Raw genomic sequence first — 18,900 nt, 5'->3', positions numbered from 1 at the left:
TTTGCTTAAAATAAGCTTAATTATATAATTATTATGCATATTGATTTAAATATGATAAAATAAGCTGTTCGAAAATAGTTATCTAAAGGTGTGTCATGCCCTCATTACAAGTTGTCATTCAGAATTTATTTAGGTCTAAGCTGCGCAAAGAGGCTATGGAGCACCTTGCCAAAAGCCCGGAAATTGTAGCCAGTAGCTTTCGCGGGGAGTATCAGGCTATAGGGGCTGGCAGTTATAAGTGGTTTCTAGAAAAACAAGAAAAAAATGCTGCTTGGGGAACTTATATAGAAGCAGTAGCTTTGGCCGAAAAGTATAAGGTTCACTTAGTTGTTACACCGGTAAAACGAGGCGTACCTCAAAATCCTATTTGTCTATACCGTTCAGATGCTGCTCAGGCTAAAACGGCACATCTATACAATAGCGACAATACACACTGGTATTTTGATTCGGAGACAAAAGGAGACGGAAATTGTTTATATAATGCCTATGCACAAGCGCTTTTTAATTTAGATATTATTAATGCAGATAAAGCCCCTGTTATGGAGACAGTGGAGAGCTCACTAGTAGACTTAAGTATTTTTAGCAATAATTATCAAGCCGATATTAGAGCACGGCAAGAAGCAATTGAGGCAGCAATTAATGAAGCGCCTACTGTAGCAGAAAGACAACAGGACTTTGAACGAGAGAAGGAACGTATTAGCAAGCTTCCACCTAACGAGCAAAAACAGATTGCAGATGATCATGCCTATGCCTTGCGTTTAGCACAAGAAGAATGTTTTCAACCACCTGTTATGCACGCACACCCTAGCTTAAAGCTTACGCCTTAATCTATTTTATATAAGTTAAAAAAAGCAGCTGTAAGAAGTATTAATAGGTCTATAGTGCATAGTATTTAGTGGCTTCTATGATAAAAAATTATTTTTTGATCATCAAATATTAAGTCAACGCAGTAAGCCTATTGTTTAATCTTCCTGCTTTAATCTCTTAATTTAATTAGTTTTTAAAGATATTTTTTGTAATAAATATGTACTCTTTATTCTAAATTAAACCTTATTGTGCTAAAATAGAACAAATATTCTACAAGCTTTATTTAAGTTTTAAGGTTTATATGCAAGAAATCAAAATATTAGCTGATAGTATACCTTCTTTAAGGCAATTGAATAAGTTAATAGCAGAATATAATAATGCTGCTAACGAGACAAATGAGAAAACCAAAGATCGTAAAAAAATTAATGGCCCAATTTATCTTCTAACGTTATTAAAACGAATAGAAAGACAAGCAAAAGAAATTACTAATGATTATGAAAAAAATCCTGTAGTTGACAATGAAGACTGTCGAAATTTTTATATATGGTGGGGACAAAACCGAGATTTATTAACTAAGGAAATTAAAGAAATAACAGCAATTATTGAATCAAAAAATTTATTTAATGAAATTTCATCTCCTCCTATGGTTAGAAATTGGAAACAAAAAACTACATCTATGTTATTTCGTGATCGTTCCGCACAATATGAGCAAGTTGACGACTCACTTAAAAAAGTTAATCAAGCTAAAGCAAATGCTGCTAAAGAAAGCTACTTAAATAGTGAATTAAATTTCAACTTAAGGCAGCTACTCTTGCAATTAGAAGATCAGGTTCTTGTTACTTTAAATAATGAGGCTTTAGCTCATAAAGATAAGATGACTAAACGATTTTATAAACTTCTTTGTCAAATAGATGCTTCATTAAGTAGACTAAATTCTAAAATGAGTATTGATGATTTAGATTTAATTAGTGAGAAAATTCCAGAACCATTTATCTCCCCGTCTAGAGATAAGCCAGAAGAGTTTAATGAAGTATTAAAACATCTATATTTACCTCCTGATACTCCCCATCCAGACTACAATCATAATGGATTTAATCTTCATTTTCTGGGTGGGAATAATAATCAAAATTGGTCTGCGTCAAATATGGAGGGAGAACGCTATGTAGTGCGAATAGAAAAAGCTGATGCCCCTAACACAGAGTATTTACTAGTAGATATAGTTAAAAACAATGATCTTGCCAAACAATTTATTGCAGAAGACAGTCTTTATTATCCACACTGGATATATCGTCCCGATGATAATCCTGAGAATGCTAGGCCTATAAATTTCGCATTATCAGAATTTTTCCCTTGCGGAAATATTATGCAATATCGTAAGGATATTGATAAAGAAAGTTTAGAATTTGTTTCTTATGAAATTCTTGTAATAACTAAACAAATAGCGTCAATGGCTTTAGCTTTCACCCAAAGTAAAATTGCTTACATGGATATTAAAGCTGAGAATTTTCTAATTCGCGAAGACGGTAGTGTAGTTACAGCTGATTTAAAATCGTTGGCTTTAATAGAAGAGGGTATGGTACCTAATTACTTAATTACAGTTAGTCCTTATATTTCAGCGCCTGAACAAAGAATTCAAAAGTCAGCATTAATTGAGCCTAAGAAATTTATGGTTTATCAAATTGGGCTTTTATTGTATGACTTAGCAGCTAATCTTAATCCGGAAGATAAAAATAAATTAGTTGATGTCTTACTTGCGGATGAGGACAAAGCGGAAACAGTAAAACTTAATTTTTCAGCCCCTATTTTTCAAACTGATATCGGACAAGAAATAAAGCAATTAATTAACGATATGATTAATAAAGATCCTGAAGCGAGGTTAACCTTAGAAAATGTAATAGAAAGATGTAAAAATCTTAATTTAAATGTTGAAGAAGAAAAAGAGCGTTCTGAAACATCAGCCACTTCTAAGGCAACAGTTAAAGAGAATTTAGAAGGATCAAAGCAGGAAATCTCTTCCGGGCCTGGAGTACCTCTTAATTTTTAATGTTAAACTATAGGATAAGAATTGCCATGAATAAAACTTTACCTGTTAAATCCTGGGCCTCTTTATTAGAGCAACTAAACATTGATGAAGCTGAAAAAATTACTCAAGAACAACAAGAGGCTATAGCCGGGTGGTGTAGACAGTATATTAAAAGTGATTTTGAATTTGATTCATTGGCAGCTACAAAAGCTTTAGTGGAAGGGTGTATTAAGTTAGATAATGATTATTCCTCTTTATCTGCTGTGGTTGATAGCATTACAAACTGTACAGTGCTTCATAAAGCGGCTATGTTAGGATTAGATCAATTTTTAAAGGTTGCTTTAGAAGCTAATTCTTGTAATATAAATCTAATTAATAACAATTTAAATACAGCGCTTCACTATGCTGTGTACGGTGCACATTTTAAAACTGTAGAATTTTTATTTGAATATGGTGCTAATGCTAATGCTATTAATAAAGATAACAAATTACCCCTTAATTTGGTGACTAGAAATTACCTTTCCGAACCGCTGACTCAAAGAAAAAAAATTTTTTTGTATTTATTAGAACGTACCGATAAGAAATTATTGAACTTATCCGACACAGAATTAAAAAGGACTCTAATTTTAGACTTAGTCGCTTTAAATGATTTTGATTTTATTGACCCCGTTCTAAAAATAAACTCCAATCTTCGCTATGCGTTAGATAAGCGCGACCAAAATATTTTACATCTGGCCATTATAGAAGGCTCAAATAATATTGTTGAAAAATTTATGACCGATAAAAAACTATTAGGACAAAAAACTGACAATAATTCAACTGTCTTGCATTTAGCTGCTCGTTATAATCGAGTAATACTTCCAGCTCTTTTAAAGGAATTAGGTTCGATGACTACTAAATTAATAAATGTACAAGATGAGCGAGGCAATACAGCATTACACTACTTAACTGAAAATGATACAGCAATTGATGACAATCTTATTAAGCAGTTAATTGATGCGGGTGCTAAAGAAGATATTCCTAACCACGACGGTAGGTTGCCAATACAAAGTCAACATTCTTTTTTTATTTAGAGCAAGGTTGCTCGATATAAACAATTAAGATAGGCGTCTTTGAAATTTAAATAAAGCAATCTAGCTTTATCTAGAATGTCACAGCGTTATTATCTAAAGTAATTCATAATCTCTACTAAATAATAAGTTAGTGTAGGTTCAACTTGACAGTTTTGCTAAAATCATAGACTTTTCACCTCACATCAGTGCTGGTAGGAGTATTTGATTATGTCTAAACTCAATTTATCTAAATTAATTAGTTATGCTGAAAGCCAAAAAAATGCTAATAAGACAAAATTTAATTTAAGTAATAAGTTATTAAACTTTTTACAAGAACAAGATTGGTCTATTTCTATTTTGAAAGCCTCTTTACTAAAGGCCTATCATGAAAATAGCTTTATTGAAGAAAAAGCAGAGCAATTAACTTTGCAAGAGAAAAGATATTGGAGTTTAGGAAAGCTATGGCACTCTTCAATTGATAAGAATTTTTCTTTCACCATTGATACCATTAATGCATTTATAAGTGATGCTAACTATAAGAATCTTCTAGCCGATGGTATCCCCTCTTCATTGCTAAAAAAATCTTGGTATCAATCACAAACATTACACAATATTATTTACGATCTTTATCAACAAGCACTTGATTATGAAGAAAAGCTAAAAGTGGAAAATGATATATTTACTTCTTGGACATTAAGTCATACTAATTAGAGGCCTATTGAAAAATAGTTTTACAAAAAGTGTAGAATTGATTAATTATATTAAGCTGAAAATGTAGAAAACATTTAGTAAATCTAAAATTAAAGAGTAGGGTTTAAATCTTGTTTAACTATTATTGTTCTAAATTATGACAAACAAGGTGACTTATATTATAATTACTTTCTTTTAAAAATGATCCGTTGTATTTATGATTATTGCAGTTTTCTCCTTAGGACAATTTGTCTCTTCAAAACTTGATGTTTTAAAACTTGGTTTCCAAAACTGGTTTGCAGGGCAAAAGAAAGAAGTTTCAGGGGAAGATGTTTGGCAATGGATGGCGAGTAATCTTACTCCATTACGATTGGGTGATATAACAGTCAAACAATTTTGTGACCAATTTAATAAGCATTTTCAGGTAGAAATGTCTTTTATTGAATTTAACAAAATTTTTAACTCTATGTGTGAGCTTGATACAAACTCTTTAGAGCGGATAACTAAATTTAAACAATTTTTAGATACCCATGAAAATGTGCAATTTCTGCTCGTTTCCCATACAAATTTTTCGCATTTAAACTATATTTTATCGCAACTGCAAAATATCATGCCGGAATCTCAATCATTATTTATTAGTGATGAGGTAGAATGGTTAAAAGATGGAAAAATCTTATTTGCGCCTTCCATGACTTCAAAATGCACTGATCATATCGATACATTTAAATATGCAGCAAATAAACTTAACTTAAATGATAATGACTCTATTGTTTCTTTTTTAAATACTATCAAAAAGTTTGATCACCCTAATTTTAGTTATGTTGATCCTGGTAAAGATCTAGAAAAAGTACTAGAAACTATAGAGAGCTTAGCTGCTAAAAAAGAATTAACCTATTCAATCTAGGACATAGGCTAAATAACCGCATTCTCTTTTGCTGGCTGTTTTAAATTCGCTGCGCCAATATGTAAAGCTATTGCATCATTTGGCTGTATATCAGCTGTAAAACGGCCATTATTGTCTATGGTATATTGAAAATCAGGACAAATATTATCTTTTGTAACGGTTGTATGTAAAATATCACAATAAATTCCAGGAGGTAGCGCTGTTTGGAAGGTCATCTTTAAGCTTGTTGCTTCATGATTAATAACTATATAACCCTTACTGCCTCGCCCAAAAGCTATTGCTTGATAATCATTTGACCACCAGTAGGTTAAAGGTGTGCCAGCGACAAGATTATGAAAGGCGACCATATTGGCAATTTGGCGTCTTTTATGCAAGCAAGTCCAACCATCTTGAAAGCATTCAATAACCTTTCCATTATTAGGTGGACCACTATTAAAATCAGAAAATTCATAACCTGAGAAAATATTAGGAGAGCCGTAGGGATGCGCTAACATAAATATATTAGCGAGGATATAATTAGTGCTACTTTTATAATTTAATGTTGAGCCATTACGTTCAGTGTCCCAATTATCAGTAAATGTACGAGCTTTATCACTTGGCAAGTAACCCCACGCTTCACCAAAGTTACTGAGATAACTTAATCTTTCTTGCTCAAACATTCTTTTTAAATCGCGACCATAACGAAATTCATCTACTTGACCAAGGTGAATATATTCAATAGGGCTAATCGCTTCTCCATCACCATAAATAACTTCTTGAATCCAATGCTTGTCGGGATGGGTAAGTTTTAATTTAATTTGCTCTAAATCTTCTGCCGCAATGTGCTTGGCTGCATCAATACGAAAACCATCAGCACCATATGCAATTAATTTGTTTAGATACTCAGCAATTTTGGTTTGTACATACGGGTTTGCGGTATCTAAATCAGCAAGGCCACCTAGCTCACAGTTTTGAACATCATAGCGGTTAGTGTAATCCTTAATATCAGCATGACAGCTATGAAAATCTTGTATTTGATAATAGCCAGGATAATTATATTTATTAAATTTTGTACCACCGGTCCCCACACCTTCATTTAACATTGACATGTGATTGATAACAGTATCGACAATCACTTTAACGCCAGCCGCATGACACTGTTTAATCATTGCTTTAAATGAGGCTTCATTGCCTAGTCGACTGCTTAATTGATAGCTAACAGGCTGATAAGATGTCCACCACTGAGAACCTTGAATATGCTCTTGTGGCGGTGAAATTTCAACATAACCATAGCCTAGCGAACCTAAAGATTGACATTCTTTAGCAATAGAATCAAATGACCACTGAAAAAGTGTCACTGTTACTTCTTTCTCTTTAGTTATTGCTGCAGCAGGTGTTGCTAAAAGAATAATTATTAAGCATAAAAAGTGATTGAATTTTTTGCAAAGAATTGTAAATCCGTTTAAAGCATACTGCATGCAATCCACCAATTATATTGAGCTATTTATCAAGGGCTTAAGTTAAGTTAATAAATAATAAATAGAATTTATAAATGAACATACTATACTAATTTAAGACATATAAGGCTAATATTAATTTATACTTTAATTAAAAGTACCCAGTCTTACTCAGCCAGTTTTTTAATATCTTATAAGAAAAATACTCATATTGTCATATTTAACTTAAACCTATGGAAGAGTCCAGCTTAAAAGGAGCTTTTTATGGACATTAACTTAATAGATTTATTGCAGGAAAAGTCTTCTCCTCTTAATAAACAGTATTTTACTTGGCGTGAATTAGGCGGTATTCCTATCAGTAAACTTGATGATGATGCTTTTACCAGAATAAGAATCATTTTAATGAATGGAATAGAATTAGATGCATTACGCCTTAAACATTTTGGCGCCCGCTTTCATAAGGAACTACAATTACCACTTGCAGAAATACGTCGTGTTGAACAGCATCAAGCTACTATGATTAACTGGTTACTTTCTGCTGATCATTCGCCGCTTGAAACCACTATAGCTTATGAGCAGGTTGCTATTGAGGTGACTGCAGCTGTTGCACGCACCGAGCCTGACCCTTATCAAGCCCAGACTTATCGTTTTGGTTTATTGGAAGATTTTGACCATCTTTATCGTTATTCAGCGCTTCTAGATAGATTAGAAGGTAAGGATTCTAACAATATTTTACAAGGCTATACGGATATTGTACCTGGACGTCCAACCACCGAGCATCACCGTTCACCCAATAATGACTTACGTACATCATATGATAAGGATAAAGCGGCTTTAATCACTAAGCTTCATGCTACAATGATTACTGCTGCTGAGTATCAAACACATGATTATTATATGAACATAGGTCCAACGTTTGCTGATCCTATTGCTCGCCAGCTTTACGCCGAAATAGCTTCGGTAGAAGAGCAACATGTAACTCAGTATGGGTCTCTCATGGATACGCGTGAATCTTTTATAGAAAAATGGATTCTTCATGAAGCAGCTGAAATTTACAATTACATTTCTTGCGCTGAACAAGAAACAAATAGTCGCATAAAAAAAATATGGGAACGCTTCTTAGACTATGAAACCACTCATCTACAAATTGCATGTGATTTATTAAAAAAATATGAAAAGCGTGATCCGGCTGAAATCTTAAAAGATAAATTACCCAAAATGATTGAATTTAAAAGTCAGCGAGAATTTGTTCGTAAAGTTTTAGCTGAAGAAGTGAATTTACGTACAGATGGTGTCAATTATGTTAAACGAGATAAAGAGAATACAGATTCTTTAATCTATAGGAAACATTATAACGCAGACGGTGTTCCTGCTGAGATAGTATCGGCTGGTTATAATTGGCAGCCTGGAACTGAATTAAACCGTCAACATATCTAAGGAGTTCTTATGGCTAAAACAGTAAATATGGGTATGAATCATACCGGTACGCAGATGTCACCAATTGATACCAAAAGTTTATTAGATTATGTCAAAAAGCATCCGGCTGATATTAGAGGAGATGATGGACAATTAGCCAAAGCACGAGCCAATCTGACTGAAACAGATAATGCTTTAGGTACTATTCCACTGCCAGGAACGGCAAAAGGCGCTTTAAAAACTGGATTAGATAAATTATTAGGAAATCAACCTGAATTATTAATTGATAAACTAGGTGAGCGACTTGCCTATGAGCGTGGTGGAGTAAGACTATATGAGGCTGCAATTGCCAAAGCATCAGCCTTTAAAAAAACTAATTTAATCAAGCAATTAAAACATATTCGAGATGAAGAAGCAGAGCATATGTTTATGCTTATTGATGTTTTAAAACAGTTAGGCGCTGACCCAACTGTCATGACCCCTAGTGCAGATGTTGTTGGTGTGGTTGCGCAAGGAGCCATGCAAGTATTAACAGATCCCAGAACAAATATGGCGCACTGTTTAAATGCGTTACTAACTATTGAACTTGGCGATAATGTCGGCTGGGAGTTTCTAATAGACTTACTTAAAACTAGTAATAAAACAGATTTTGCTAAGAAATTTCAAAAAGCACTAACGCAAGAACAAGAGCATGTAAGAATTATAAAAAAATTCTATCAAGAGTTGCTTAGTTAATTAAAGTATTTATAAGCTCTTTTGCCTTATATCATTTTCAACCGCCTACATTCTGCGGTTTATCCGCCGAATTCAGAGTAAGTAGAGCGCTGGATCCCGCGAACAAGTCGCGGGACGTAGGGTATATGAGTTTTTATGTACTTAAGAGCAAACGTAGCCTGAGTGTAGGCCTACCGGGCCGAAACCCAGGTTTCACTCAGGCTACTTGCTTAGGTTGAGATGAACGGATAAGTAGAATAGGGGAGTCGCGAGAAGTAGAGTAGGTGAGTCGCGGGACGTAGAGCATATCCATCAGGCTAAGCAATTTTTGTAGCTGCATTTCAGTTTAACCTTTTTATGCTCAAAGCAGAGATACGTTTGAGCCCATTTTGGAACGTTGAAGGACTAAGGATGTCCAACATCGAGCCGCAAGGATGGTTTTGGCGTTTCCAAAAAGGGCTCAAATGTAACTCTGCCTGCCTCGATCTTATGGCTTGGTCCCTTAATCTTACGGCTATAGGGCATAGTTTAAAGGAGGCGTGAGATGAGCCTCTGCATATAGAACAAATGAATTTTGGAAGGTAGGATGGGAGTTGAGATGTTGGCGTTTTGCAGAAAGTCTTTAACACTTTTTTGATTTTGTCTGGCGACGAGAAGTATAACTCGCCTTCGCTAAAATTTAAGCCTACGATAAATAAAGAAAGGTAGGCGCATAATAACAAACATAATATAGCGCCAGAAACTTGGATGATAAATTAAAGACTTATCAGTATAAGTCGCTTGCCAACAGGCTTTTGCACATTTTTTCGGTGATGAAGCATAAAAAATACCTGGCTTGCCAAAGGTTTGAGCTGTATCAATAAAACCAAGACGCGCGATAGTAATATGGCGATTGTTATCAGTTGTTTGTTGTAATCCTTGTAGATAAACTTCGATAGCTGCTTTGGTTGCACCATAAAAACTATTTTTTGCTCTACCGCGACAGGCGGCGACAGAGCTTAAAAAAACTATTCGATGTTCTGATTGCTCTTTTTGTAAGTAGCTATAAATTAATTGCATCATACTGATAATATTAATAGATACTACTTTTTTTATCGCAGGAAATGTAAGTGATTGATTATCAGTCATATCACTGTAAGCGATAAATAAAGCTAAATCTTCTTTCTTTTGTAAAAGCTGTATAAGCGCTTCTATATCTTGGCTAAAGTCGAAAATAGTACAAGTACACTCAATGTGATAGCGAAGCGTTAAGTCAGCTGAAATAATTTCCAATTGTGCTTTATTTCTTCCTACAAGCCATAATGCATGATTATGTTGTGCTGCAATACGAGCAAACTCCTCAGCAATAATTGAAGTAGCGCCTAAAATAACCCAGGTTACCGGTTTCATAAGTTAAGTCCTAATCGATGCGATAAATTAGAGCTCATGTGTGGATTAAATTGACGTAAGATAGCTTGAAATGATTGATAATTAGGATATTGTAATTGAAACTGTTCTTGAGTAAGAAATAAGTCCTTTGCAAGATACACTCTACCTTCAACATCTGTTATTAATTGATTCATTTTTTTTATAGCACACTTTGCCTTATCGCTATTAATAAAATCAATAGCTATCGTAAATCCAGGTTTTGCAAAAGATAATAAGCCATTGCCTGGTTTTTTAAAATATTTTAATACAGCTAAGGTAGGTACAGCATGAGTAGCATTAATGATTTCTTGGAATTTCAGCAATAATTCGGGGGCTTCATCTGAACTAAAGACACTTTGAAATTGCAAAAGACCATTTTTGCCATAGAGCCGGTTCCAATGTTTAATAGAATCCAGAGGATTATTAAATTGAGCAAGCGATTGGGTAGTTATCTCTTCTCTAGCTTGATGAAAGTAATACTGATTATAAACTTTCATTCCTAAATGAGTTATCAAGCGCAAAGGTAAGGATGGAATTGTAAAATTTATAGATTTTTTCTTAAGAGTTTTTGCTTCAAGATGATGATTACCCAATATCAGTAGCGCCCGCTTATTATTATTTAGTAAATCTAACCAAGCAACCATATAATTATTCTGTTCGGCTTCTTGCTCCATAGCAATCAATAAGTTATCCCATTGATAATATTTTTTTTTCTCTACTTTAATAGCTTGATTAGCTTTAAGCATTTTAATAGCTACGCGTTTAATTATTCCTGTTAATCCTAATCCGCCAATTGTCGCTTGAAAAAGTAAAGGGTTTTCTTTAAGACTACAACAAATAGTTTGTGTGCCTATTTGTAATTCAAGCCATTGAATATGGTGACCTAATGTTCCTAAGTGAATATTGTTTTTACCATGTACATCATTAGCAATGCTACCCCCTAAGGTTGCATGTAATGTTCCTGGGATAACGGGTGGTATGTAATCGGGGTGGAAAGATAAAAGTTCTGCAAAGGTTATGGCTGGCTGGCAAACAAGGATGCCTGTTGCTTCATCAAAAGCTAGAAAATGATTAAAGCGTGATGTATCGACAATAATACCACCTTGATTAAGGCAGCAGTCACTATAGCTTAAGCCATTGCCTCTAGCAAGCAAGGTTTTATTTTTGTTTTGCATAGATTGAAAGAGAGCTAAGAGTTGATTTTCTTGCTCAGGCCGATAACATTCTGAACTTGCTTCTACTGCTTGACTAAAATTTGAAAAACGCATCTTCTTACTACGCATTATTCATCCTAGTAAAGGCTATAGCGTCTCTAACCGAATCATCTAAGCTTACAATGACGTTAAAGCTTTGGGTAGCGCTATAAATTATTTAACTTTTGCAGGTTAAACGATTCATCCTATGAAAGTAAAACGTTTATCCAATAAATTATCTATAATTAGAAAATAAAAGCTTGGAGGTATTTATGAAAGGATTAAATACAATAGTTTTTTCTCTTATAGTTTTTTCGCCGTTAGCCACCTTTGCTGCAAATATACCAACTATTGTACAAGGCACTCAACGGTTTAACATGGATATGTGTATTCAAAATAATAAAAATGACTGTGTAAATGCAAATTGTCTAACTTCAACTGATACAGATTGCATTCCTAAATGTGCAAATCAGGCCGTAGATAAATGTAAACTACAAGCATTACAAGAACAATAAACTGTTTTAAAAAAGGTTAGGTAGGCTATAAGGAGGTATATGGCTAGAAAAGGAATCTTATCGCAAGAAGAGATTGATGCATTATTAGGTATTGCAAAAATTAGTAATAGAGAGGCTGACTTAGGTAAAAAAAAGTCTTTGTTAAAAAGAGAGCAATCAACTTCTTTCACAGAGCCAGCCCTATCAACTACCTCTTTAATAGTTAGTGCGACATTAGTTAGAAAAACTATAACACTTGAAGAATATCTTAATTTACAAATTGGTGATTTTTTGCCGTTAAATTTAAATTCTACTATAGCTGTTGATATAGCAAATACACCTATTTTTACAGCAGTTATAGAACGATTTATTGATAAGCGTGCTTTACGATTGATAGATCAGCTAGATTATGAAAAAACGTAAACAGAAAGTTAATTGTTCTTCTGGAAAGAATAACTATAAAAAAGAAGAGCTTACACAGATGGCTAATTTGCCCATTACGATAAATGTTTTATATGGGAGTACTCAAATCAGCCTAGTCGATTTTATTAAACTTAAAAGTGGTAGCATTATTGAATTAGAACAATTTTTTGATGAACCTTTCGAATTATCTGTTAATGGAAAAACGATTGCTCAAGGAGAGTTAGAGAAATCTGAAAAAGGATGGAAGATTCGTATCACAGCTATTGACAGTAAATTAAAGCGCTTAAATTGCTTAAGTCATTAAACTTCTTCCAAACTATACTTGATGTTAATAACGATTTTGCAAGAAATCTATTAAGCTTACATAGGTTTTAGTTTCTGTATAAATAACTATTTATTTGTCAGCGCTAACGATTTTCAAAGAAATTAAATAAAGCGTTGCTATCTTTAAATTGACTTATTTTTATTGGCATGAATAGTGCATAAATTTCTTTATAGATTTAGGGATATTTAGCGTTACAGTTTTAAAGGGAGATAACATGAAAAGAAAGCAAGAAGTTGAAAATGATATCAGCTTTCATCACCTATCTAATTTTAAACCTGTAAAAGTTATCGCTGTTTCTGCTGGTAAAGGTGGCGTTGGTAAAAGTAGCGTATCTGTTAATTTAGCAGTAGCGTTAGCGCAAAAAAAGAAAAAGATTCTTCTTTTTGACGCTGATTTAGGTTTGGCAAATATCGATATTATGTTGGGACTTTCCGTAAAATATAATTTATCTCATGTAATACAAGGTAGCTGTCGTTTAAAAGATATTATCTTAACGGGTCCAGAAGATATTTCAGTTATCCCTGCTGCATCAGGTACAGAATATATGACACAACTAACTGCCGTACAGCATGCAGGCATCATTGATGCCTTTAATGAACTAACCGATGATTTCGATTATATGATTATTGATACAGCTGCAGGAATTTCAGATACAGTATTAAGTTTTGCTCGTTCTTCGCAAGAAGTTATCGTTATTGTTTGTGATGAACCAACAGCTTTAACAGATGCCTATGCCTTTATTAAAGTTATGAATAAACGCTTTAATTGGAGCCATTTTCGGATAGCCTCTAATATGGTACGTAATTTGCGAGAAGGACGAGAACTTTTTAATCGCTTATATCAAGTAGCTGAACAATTTTTAGATGTACGACTTGATTATTTAGGTGCTATTCCATTTGATGAAAAAATGCATGATGCTGTGAAAAAACAACAAGCATTGTTAATTGCATACCCTAATTCCAATGCTTCTAAAGCTTTTTATCAAATGGCAGTTACTATTGAAAGTTGGCCTTTTAAACAAGTCTTAGGAGGTAATACAAGCTTCTTTTTAGAACGCTTGGTGTCTAGAGAACATTAAAATTTATTATTTAAGTTTATGTAAAGGTAGGATGTTAATAAAAATAAAATAATAAGGAGACAGTCGTGGATGCGTTAGCAGCATACGGCAAGGCTACTCAATTAAACCAAGAAACTTTCGTTAAGGCTTATGCCTTATTAGTAAAACGTATTGCCCATCACCTTCAGGCTAAATTGCCACATTCTATTCAATTAGATGATTTAATCCAAGCTGGTATGATGGGTCTTTTAGAGGCAGCCAGGCACTACGATATTACAAAAGGCGCCTCTTTTGAAACTTATGCAGGGATTCGTATTCGCGGTCATATGTTAGATGAAGTACGGCGTAATGATTGGGTTCCACGATCAGTTTATCGTAATGCAAGGCTTATTGCCTTAGCTGTTAAAACGGTAGAAAATCGTTTAGGGCGAGAGGCAAAAGATAATGAAGTAGCTATAGAGTTAAATATTAGCTTAGATGAATATTACGACATGTTAAAAGATGCAGCTGGCAGTCAGTTATATGGCTTTGAGGATTTAGGAGTAACTGATGACATGCTTAAAGCCGATTACAGTTTAGCTGAGCCACATACTCATGTTATGCAAAGTGATTTAAAGCATCATTTAACCGAAATTATTAAAGGCCTACCTGAAAAGGAACGCTTAGTACTGTCTTTATATTATGAGCAAGATTTAAATTTAAAAGAGATTGGTGAGGTACTTGAAGTTAGCGAATCTCGAGTTTGCCAAATTCATACGCAAGCGATGTTGCGTATTCGAGCTCGGTTATCTAAGTAGTAAATCTTTAGTTATTTACTATCTCAAATCTACATCCCATAAATACGGGATGTAGGACTTCTTTTGAAACTGTTATTCAAGCGTTAATAGTTTTGAAAGAAGTCTATTGTTTTAATAGCGAAAGTTTAGGCTTCTAAATTATCTTTTGCCTCAGTAAATCCTGCTTTTCTAGCACAGTGTGCACAACAATAATAATCATTGTCTGCTGCAATACCATGCCCAATAATTTGACATTGGCAATGTTTGCAGTGTGGTGCAAGTTTATGGATGGCACACTCAAAACAATCAAAAGTATAGATTTTTCCATTCAGATGAATTTCAAAGGCATGCTGATAGGTATTACCACAAACGTCACAAGCATTCATAATAATTTCCTTATAAAATTTTGAATTATAATTATACTTTTATGCAGAAAGCGTTAACGTTTAACGATTTTCTCTACCCAAGCAGCAAAAGCATCCATAAAGTTCTTTAAAAATTTTTCTGTACTTTCTGCAGTTAAATTACTTTTCTCATCAAATAACTCGGTAACTTTGCCAATGTAGGCTTCGGGTTGCTGCATACAAAAAATATTTAAAAAAACAAAAGTTTGTCTTAAATGATGATTTGCACCAAAGGCGCCAGGGCCACCGGGGGAGACGCTAACTACAGCACCGGGTTTTCCATCCCAAGCATTTTGCCCGAAAGGTCGCGATGCAACATCGATGGCATTTTTTAAAACACCAGGAATCGATCGATTATATTCAGGAGTAACAAATAATACGCCATCAATTTCTTTAATTTTATTTTTAAATTCAACCGATGTTTTGGGTGGATCAAATTCTTCATCTTGATTAAACAATGATAACTGGCCTATTTCAATAAAATGTAAGCTGAGTGTGTCGGGTGCGAGTGATATAAGGACATTAGCAATTTTACGGCTCCAAGATTCTTTGCGTAAACTACCAACGATTACTCCAATTTTATAGGTTGTCATAACTATCCTTGTTTTAAGTTAAATTCTTCCTTCCAAACTGCCATTATAATTAGGCTCAAGCAAGAAAATGTTTTAAAATATAAATATAATTCAAACGCTTAGTTCTTTTTTATTCTGATCTTGACTAACCAGTTTTAAAAGAAGTTTCTTAAGATTAAATATCAATGATTTAAAGTGTAAGTTACCTATCTAATTTTAGCCACTTTCTGACCTAATTTTACCTGCAAATAACTTTTTATGTACTAAAATTAATATGACATTTATTAAACTTAAGTTACTAGAAATTATGGGAAAAAATAAAGTTTATCATCACGTTTTACCTAATAGTAAATTAGGATGGGATATTATTAAAGATGACGCTATTCGAGCTACTAGAAGACAGATTAAAACACAGGAATTAGCTGCTAAGATTGCTAAAAAAATTAGTAAAAATCAGGGAACTTCGCTGATTATTCATGGTAAAGATGGAAAAATTCGTACTAGAGATCATCACAATACACCCTAGATAGTTTTTCTCTTTGGTTTATGTAAATTCTGGTTAAAATTAATCTTTTTGCCTATATTTTATACTATACCATCGTAATTTATGAGGTATATTATGAATGTTAAGCCCTATCTTTTATCCTTATCATTAATTACCTTAGTTAATCCGGTTTTTGCTACTACGGATGAAGGTGAAGCAGCTTATAATCAACAACATTATGAAAAAGCTTACCTCCTTTTATCAGATGAGGCAGCAAAGGGTGACCCAAAAGCTCAGTACTTATTGGGTAAGATGTATTATAACGCCCAAGGGGTTTCTTATGACCCGCAAAAAACTGAGCAATGGTTACTTGCTTCTGCTAAGCAAGGGAACGTTGACGCACAATCATTATTAGCTAGTTTTTATTGGTATCAAAAGACACCAGAAGGTTATCAAAAAGCCCTTGATTGGTACAAAAAAGCCGCTGAAAAGAATGAACCACAGGCATTATACAGTTTAGGATATATGTATGAGCATGGAAATGGGGTACCCAAAGATTACAATACGGCAATTTCTTGGTATAAGAAAGCAGCCGAAGCAGGTAATCCGGAGGGCGCTTTAGCAATTGGGTATCTGTATGATATGGGTTTAGGTGTTAACAAGGATCCTACCCAAGCTATGCAATGGTATACTAAGGCTGCTGATAAAGGTAATGCTAATGCACAGTATAACCTCGGGCTATTGTATCAATATGGGGATGGTACACCTAAAGATGAGGCAAAAGCGTTTGATTTTTATCAAAAGGCAGCAGACCAAGGCCATGCAAAAGCACAATTACAATTAGGTTACTTTTATGACACAGGCAAAGTTGTGCCTACTAATTTAGAAAAGGCCTTCTTTTGGTATAAAAAAAGTGCCGATCAAGGTGACCCTAATGCTCAATTTAATGTAGCTGATATGTATTTATATGGAGATGGTGTCGGCAAGGATACTCAATTAGCTCTAACTTGGCTACGTAAATCGGCAGAGCAAGGTTATAATAAAGCGCAAAATAAATTAGGTATTTTTTATCGTGACGGTATTGGCATTTCGCCAGATCCTGTCGAGGCTTATGCTTGGTTTGCTACAGCTGCAACAAATAATTATGATGATGCTATTAAAAACAGGGATGACCAAGAAAAAAAATTAACACCTGAGCAATTACAGAAGGCAAAAGACCTAGCTAACAATTATATTGAACATTATAAAAAGGCAACTGAGTAAATAATTTAGACAAATTAATTTTAATACTCAAAATATTGTATTTAAATATTTATTTGCATTTATCTGTTCTGATTGTTTTGAAAGACGTCTGATAACATGCTAAATTGCATACAAAGGTAATAAGTTTTTCATGTTATAAAAAATTACTATTAAATTTTGTTATGTCTTGAGCTTGGCTTTTTTATTGAGTTACTTGTATAGTTAAAAGGTTATTTAAAAAATTATTAGACTTCTTAAACTCGCTGGAGCGCACCAAGTAAGATTGCGCCAGCGCCAATTGCAGTGTTAGTAAATAAAGATTTAAGTACTACTGCAACTTACCAACTGACTATTGCAGGAAAGTCTGGAAAGAAGTCTATTATAGAATATCAACAAGTCTTCATTAACTACATTAAGGATCGATGATGTTAAAAAAAATAACAACCTTGGCTTTTTTTTTAATTGCTTTGACTAGTTCTGCAAATGCACTTGCTGCATGTCCTGGAGCTACTTTACCTTCAAATCCGGGATTTTGCCCTTCTTTTAAAACTTCTGCTGAGTGTCACTGTACTAGTTCAGGATTACCAAGAGCTATTTGCAGTAATATGCAACAGCTATATCAGCGTATGCTTGCTTTATTTGGTACTTTAGAACGTGCTTGTGCTTATCAACATGAAACTTCTGTTCAAGTTTGTATTGACTCTTGGAACTGTTACCGATTAGGTGGTAAAGATTCAAAAGGCAAATTATGTAGTGGTACAGGAAGAGCCTGTAAATAGTTTACCTAATATGTTTAGTTTTATAGTGAATACAAATGTATAAAATCATTAATCTTTTTTTAGGGTGCTGTTTTTTTCTAACTTTGTCGCCATGTGTCGTAAAAGCGGAGATAGCTCCGCTCTCAAATATGTTATATTTTGGGTTAACAGCAGGCTATGGAGCAACAACTTGGGAGGGACTTGTTCCTGCTGAGGAAAATCAAAACAGCGCCCTTGCTATTTCCGCGCCTATTCGAGTGCATGAAGGCGGTTTCATGTGGGGTTTCTTTTCAGGATATGAATTTAGTCCATATTTTGCTGTGGAGTCTTATTATCGTCGTTACCCAACAGCTAATATAAAATTTGACAAAGATAGTTTATTTTCTTTTGATCATCGTAAAACTAGTTTTAGTAGTCATACAAAAACCATCGGTATTATAGGTAAAATTATGTTAATTATACCTAATACCACTATTAGAGTTTATTCAGGGGCAGGCCCTGCAGTAATTAGTCGTCAAGACCAAGTTAATACGGAGTGGCGAGTAACACCAAGTTTCGATATAGGGTTTAATGTAGAATTAAGCCGCCATTTTATGTTGGGTTTAAATGGTAATTATACAGCCGGATATGGTGAATCAGAAATTGATCCAGCTAAAGATTATTTTCCCTTTCTTTATTCAGTTTTTATGAGTTTAACTTATCGACTTTGAGTTAAAGAGGTTT

The 18,900-nt window shown here is 34.0% G+C and carries 21 protein-coding genes; 16 read left to right on the top strand and 5 right to left on the bottom strand.

The window, feature by feature from the left end:
* The first annotated feature begins 95 nt into the window (after positions 1-95).
* From ACNVED_RS10655 to ACNVED_RS10635, 5 genes are all read left to right on the top strand, one after another.
* A complete protein-coding gene (locus tag ACNVED_RS10655) occupies positions 96-827 on the top strand; it encodes an OTU domain-containing protein (protein ID WP_419419001.1) in 732 nt (243 codons plus the stop codon).
* A 281-nt stretch (positions 828-1,108) separates the two neighbouring features.
* Complete coding sequence (locus tag ACNVED_RS10650) at positions 1,109-2,851, top strand: protein kinase domain-containing protein (protein ID WP_419419000.1); 1,743 nt, start codon at positions 1,109-1,111, stop codon at positions 2,849-2,851.
* A gap of 26 nt (positions 2,852-2,877) precedes the next feature.
* Positions 2,878-3,903 (top strand): ankyrin repeat domain-containing protein, encoded by a 1,026-nt coding sequence (locus ACNVED_RS10645; protein WP_419418999.1) that lies wholly within the window; start codon positions 2,878-2,880, stop codon positions 3,901-3,903.
* Positions 3,904-4,110: 207 nt separating this feature from the next.
* Positions 4,111-4,593 (top strand): hypothetical protein, encoded by a 483-nt coding sequence (locus tag ACNVED_RS10640; RefSeq protein ID WP_419418998.1) that lies wholly within the window; start codon positions 4,111-4,113, stop codon positions 4,591-4,593.
* Between the two features lie 196 nt (positions 4,594-4,789).
* Entirely contained in the window at positions 4,790-5,476 is a 687-nt protein-coding gene (locus tag ACNVED_RS10635) for a hypothetical protein (RefSeq protein WP_419418997.1), read from the top strand.
* Between the two features lie 8 nt (positions 5,477-5,484).
* On the opposite strand, the gene ACNVED_RS10630 is transcribed toward ACNVED_RS10635, so the two are convergent.
* A complete protein-coding gene (locus ACNVED_RS10630) occupies positions 5,485-6,933 on the bottom strand; it encodes an alpha-amylase (RefSeq protein ID WP_419418996.1) in 1,449 nt (482 codons plus the stop codon).
* A 243-nt stretch (positions 6,934-7,176) separates the two neighbouring features.
* Between ACNVED_RS10630 and ACNVED_RS10625 the strand changes: the two genes are divergently transcribed.
* Complete coding sequence (locus ACNVED_RS10625; RefSeq protein WP_419418995.1) at positions 7,177-8,349, top strand: hypothetical protein; 1,173 nt, start codon at positions 7,177-7,179, stop codon at positions 8,347-8,349.
* Between the two features lie 9 nt (positions 8,350-8,358).
* Positions 8,359-9,063 carry a demethoxyubiquinone hydroxylase family protein gene (locus ACNVED_RS10620; RefSeq protein WP_419418994.1) on the top strand — a complete coding sequence of 235 codons (705 nt, stop codon included), beginning with the start codon at positions 8,359-8,361 and terminating at the stop codon, positions 9,061-9,063.
* A gap of 651 nt (positions 9,064-9,714) precedes the next feature.
* On the opposite strand, the gene ACNVED_RS10615 is transcribed toward ACNVED_RS10620, so the two are convergent.
* Together ACNVED_RS10615 and ACNVED_RS10610 are read right to left on the bottom strand one after the other, a co-directional pair.
* Positions 9,715-10,431 carry an SDR family NAD(P)-dependent oxidoreductase gene (locus ACNVED_RS10615; protein ID WP_419418993.1) on the bottom strand — a complete coding sequence of 239 codons (717 nt, stop codon included), beginning with the start codon at positions 10,429-10,431 and terminating at the stop codon, positions 9,715-9,717.
* On the bottom strand, positions 10,428-11,732 hold the full coding sequence (locus ACNVED_RS10610) for an FAD-binding oxidoreductase (RefSeq protein ID WP_419418992.1): 1,305 nt from the start codon (positions 11,730-11,732) through the stop codon (positions 10,428-10,430). The genes ACNVED_RS10615 and ACNVED_RS10610 overlap by 4 nt, the downstream gene beginning before the upstream one ends.
* Positions 11,733-11,914: 182 nt before the next feature.
* On the opposite strand from ACNVED_RS10610, the gene ACNVED_RS10605 reads away from it, so the two are divergent.
* The 5 genes from ACNVED_RS10605 (at position 11,915) to ACNVED_RS10585 (ending at position 14,738) form a co-directional block, all read left to right on the top strand.
* A complete protein-coding gene (locus ACNVED_RS10605; RefSeq protein ID WP_419418991.1) occupies positions 11,915-12,157 on the top strand; it encodes a hypothetical protein in 243 nt (80 codons plus the stop codon).
* Between the two features lie 39 nt (positions 12,158-12,196).
* Complete coding sequence (locus tag ACNVED_RS10600) at positions 12,197-12,559, top strand: FliM/FliN family flagellar motor switch protein (protein WP_419418990.1); 363 nt, start codon at positions 12,197-12,199, stop codon at positions 12,557-12,559.
* A complete protein-coding gene (locus ACNVED_RS10595; RefSeq protein WP_419418989.1) occupies positions 12,546-12,863 on the top strand; it encodes a FliM/FliN family flagellar motor switch protein in 318 nt (105 codons plus the stop codon). Before ACNVED_RS10600 ends, ACNVED_RS10595 begins: the two co-directional genes overlap by 14 nt.
* 235 nt (positions 12,864-13,098) lie before the next feature.
* Positions 13,099-13,962: a MinD/ParA family protein gene (locus ACNVED_RS10590; RefSeq protein ID WP_419418988.1), complete on the top strand. Its 864-nt coding sequence runs from the start codon at positions 13,099-13,101 to the stop codon at positions 13,960-13,962.
* Between the two features lie 65 nt (positions 13,963-14,027).
* Positions 14,028-14,738: an RNA polymerase sigma factor FliA gene (locus tag ACNVED_RS10585; RefSeq protein ID WP_419418987.1), complete on the top strand. Its 711-nt coding sequence runs from the start codon at positions 14,028-14,030 to the stop codon at positions 14,736-14,738.
* A 125-nt stretch (positions 14,739-14,863) separates the two neighbouring features.
* Here the strand turns inward: ACNVED_RS10585 and ACNVED_RS10580 are convergent, their stop codons facing one another.
* A complete protein-coding gene (locus ACNVED_RS10580; RefSeq protein ID WP_419418986.1) occupies positions 14,864-15,103 on the bottom strand; it encodes a hypothetical protein in 240 nt (79 codons plus the stop codon).
* A gap of 53 nt (positions 15,104-15,156) precedes the next feature.
* On the bottom strand, positions 15,157-15,714 hold the full coding sequence (locus ACNVED_RS10575) for an NADPH-dependent FMN reductase (protein WP_419418985.1): 558 nt from the start codon (positions 15,712-15,714) through the stop codon (positions 15,157-15,159).
* Between the two features lie 253 nt (positions 15,715-15,967).
* Between ACNVED_RS10575 and ACNVED_RS10570 the strand changes: the two genes are divergently transcribed.
* The 4 genes from ACNVED_RS10570 (at position 15,968) to ACNVED_RS10555 (ending at position 18,887) form a co-directional block, all read left to right on the top strand.
* Complete coding sequence (locus ACNVED_RS10570; protein ID WP_419418984.1) at positions 15,968-16,219, top strand: DUF2188 domain-containing protein; 252 nt, start codon at positions 15,968-15,970, stop codon at positions 16,217-16,219.
* 93 nt (positions 16,220-16,312) lie between these two features.
* A complete protein-coding gene (locus tag ACNVED_RS10565) occupies positions 16,313-17,440 on the top strand; it encodes a sel1 repeat family protein (protein ID WP_419418983.1) in 1,128 nt (375 codons plus the stop codon).
* Between the two features lie 404 nt (positions 17,441-17,844).
* Complete coding sequence (locus ACNVED_RS10560; RefSeq protein ID WP_419418982.1) at positions 17,845-18,198, top strand: hypothetical protein; 354 nt, start codon at positions 17,845-17,847, stop codon at positions 18,196-18,198.
* Between the two features lie 35 nt (positions 18,199-18,233).
* Positions 18,234-18,887 carry an outer membrane beta-barrel protein gene (locus ACNVED_RS10555; RefSeq protein ID WP_419418981.1) on the top strand — a complete coding sequence of 218 codons (654 nt, stop codon included), beginning with the start codon at positions 18,234-18,236 and terminating at the stop codon, positions 18,885-18,887.
* The last annotated feature ends 13 nt before the right edge of the window (positions 18,888-18,900 follow it).

It is taken from the genome of Legionella sp. D16C41 (assembly GCF_048541585.1).
Lineage (GTDB): Bacteria > Pseudomonadota > Gammaproteobacteria > Legionellales > Legionellaceae > Legionella_C.
This window is presented reverse-complemented; position numbering and strand designations above follow the sequence as displayed.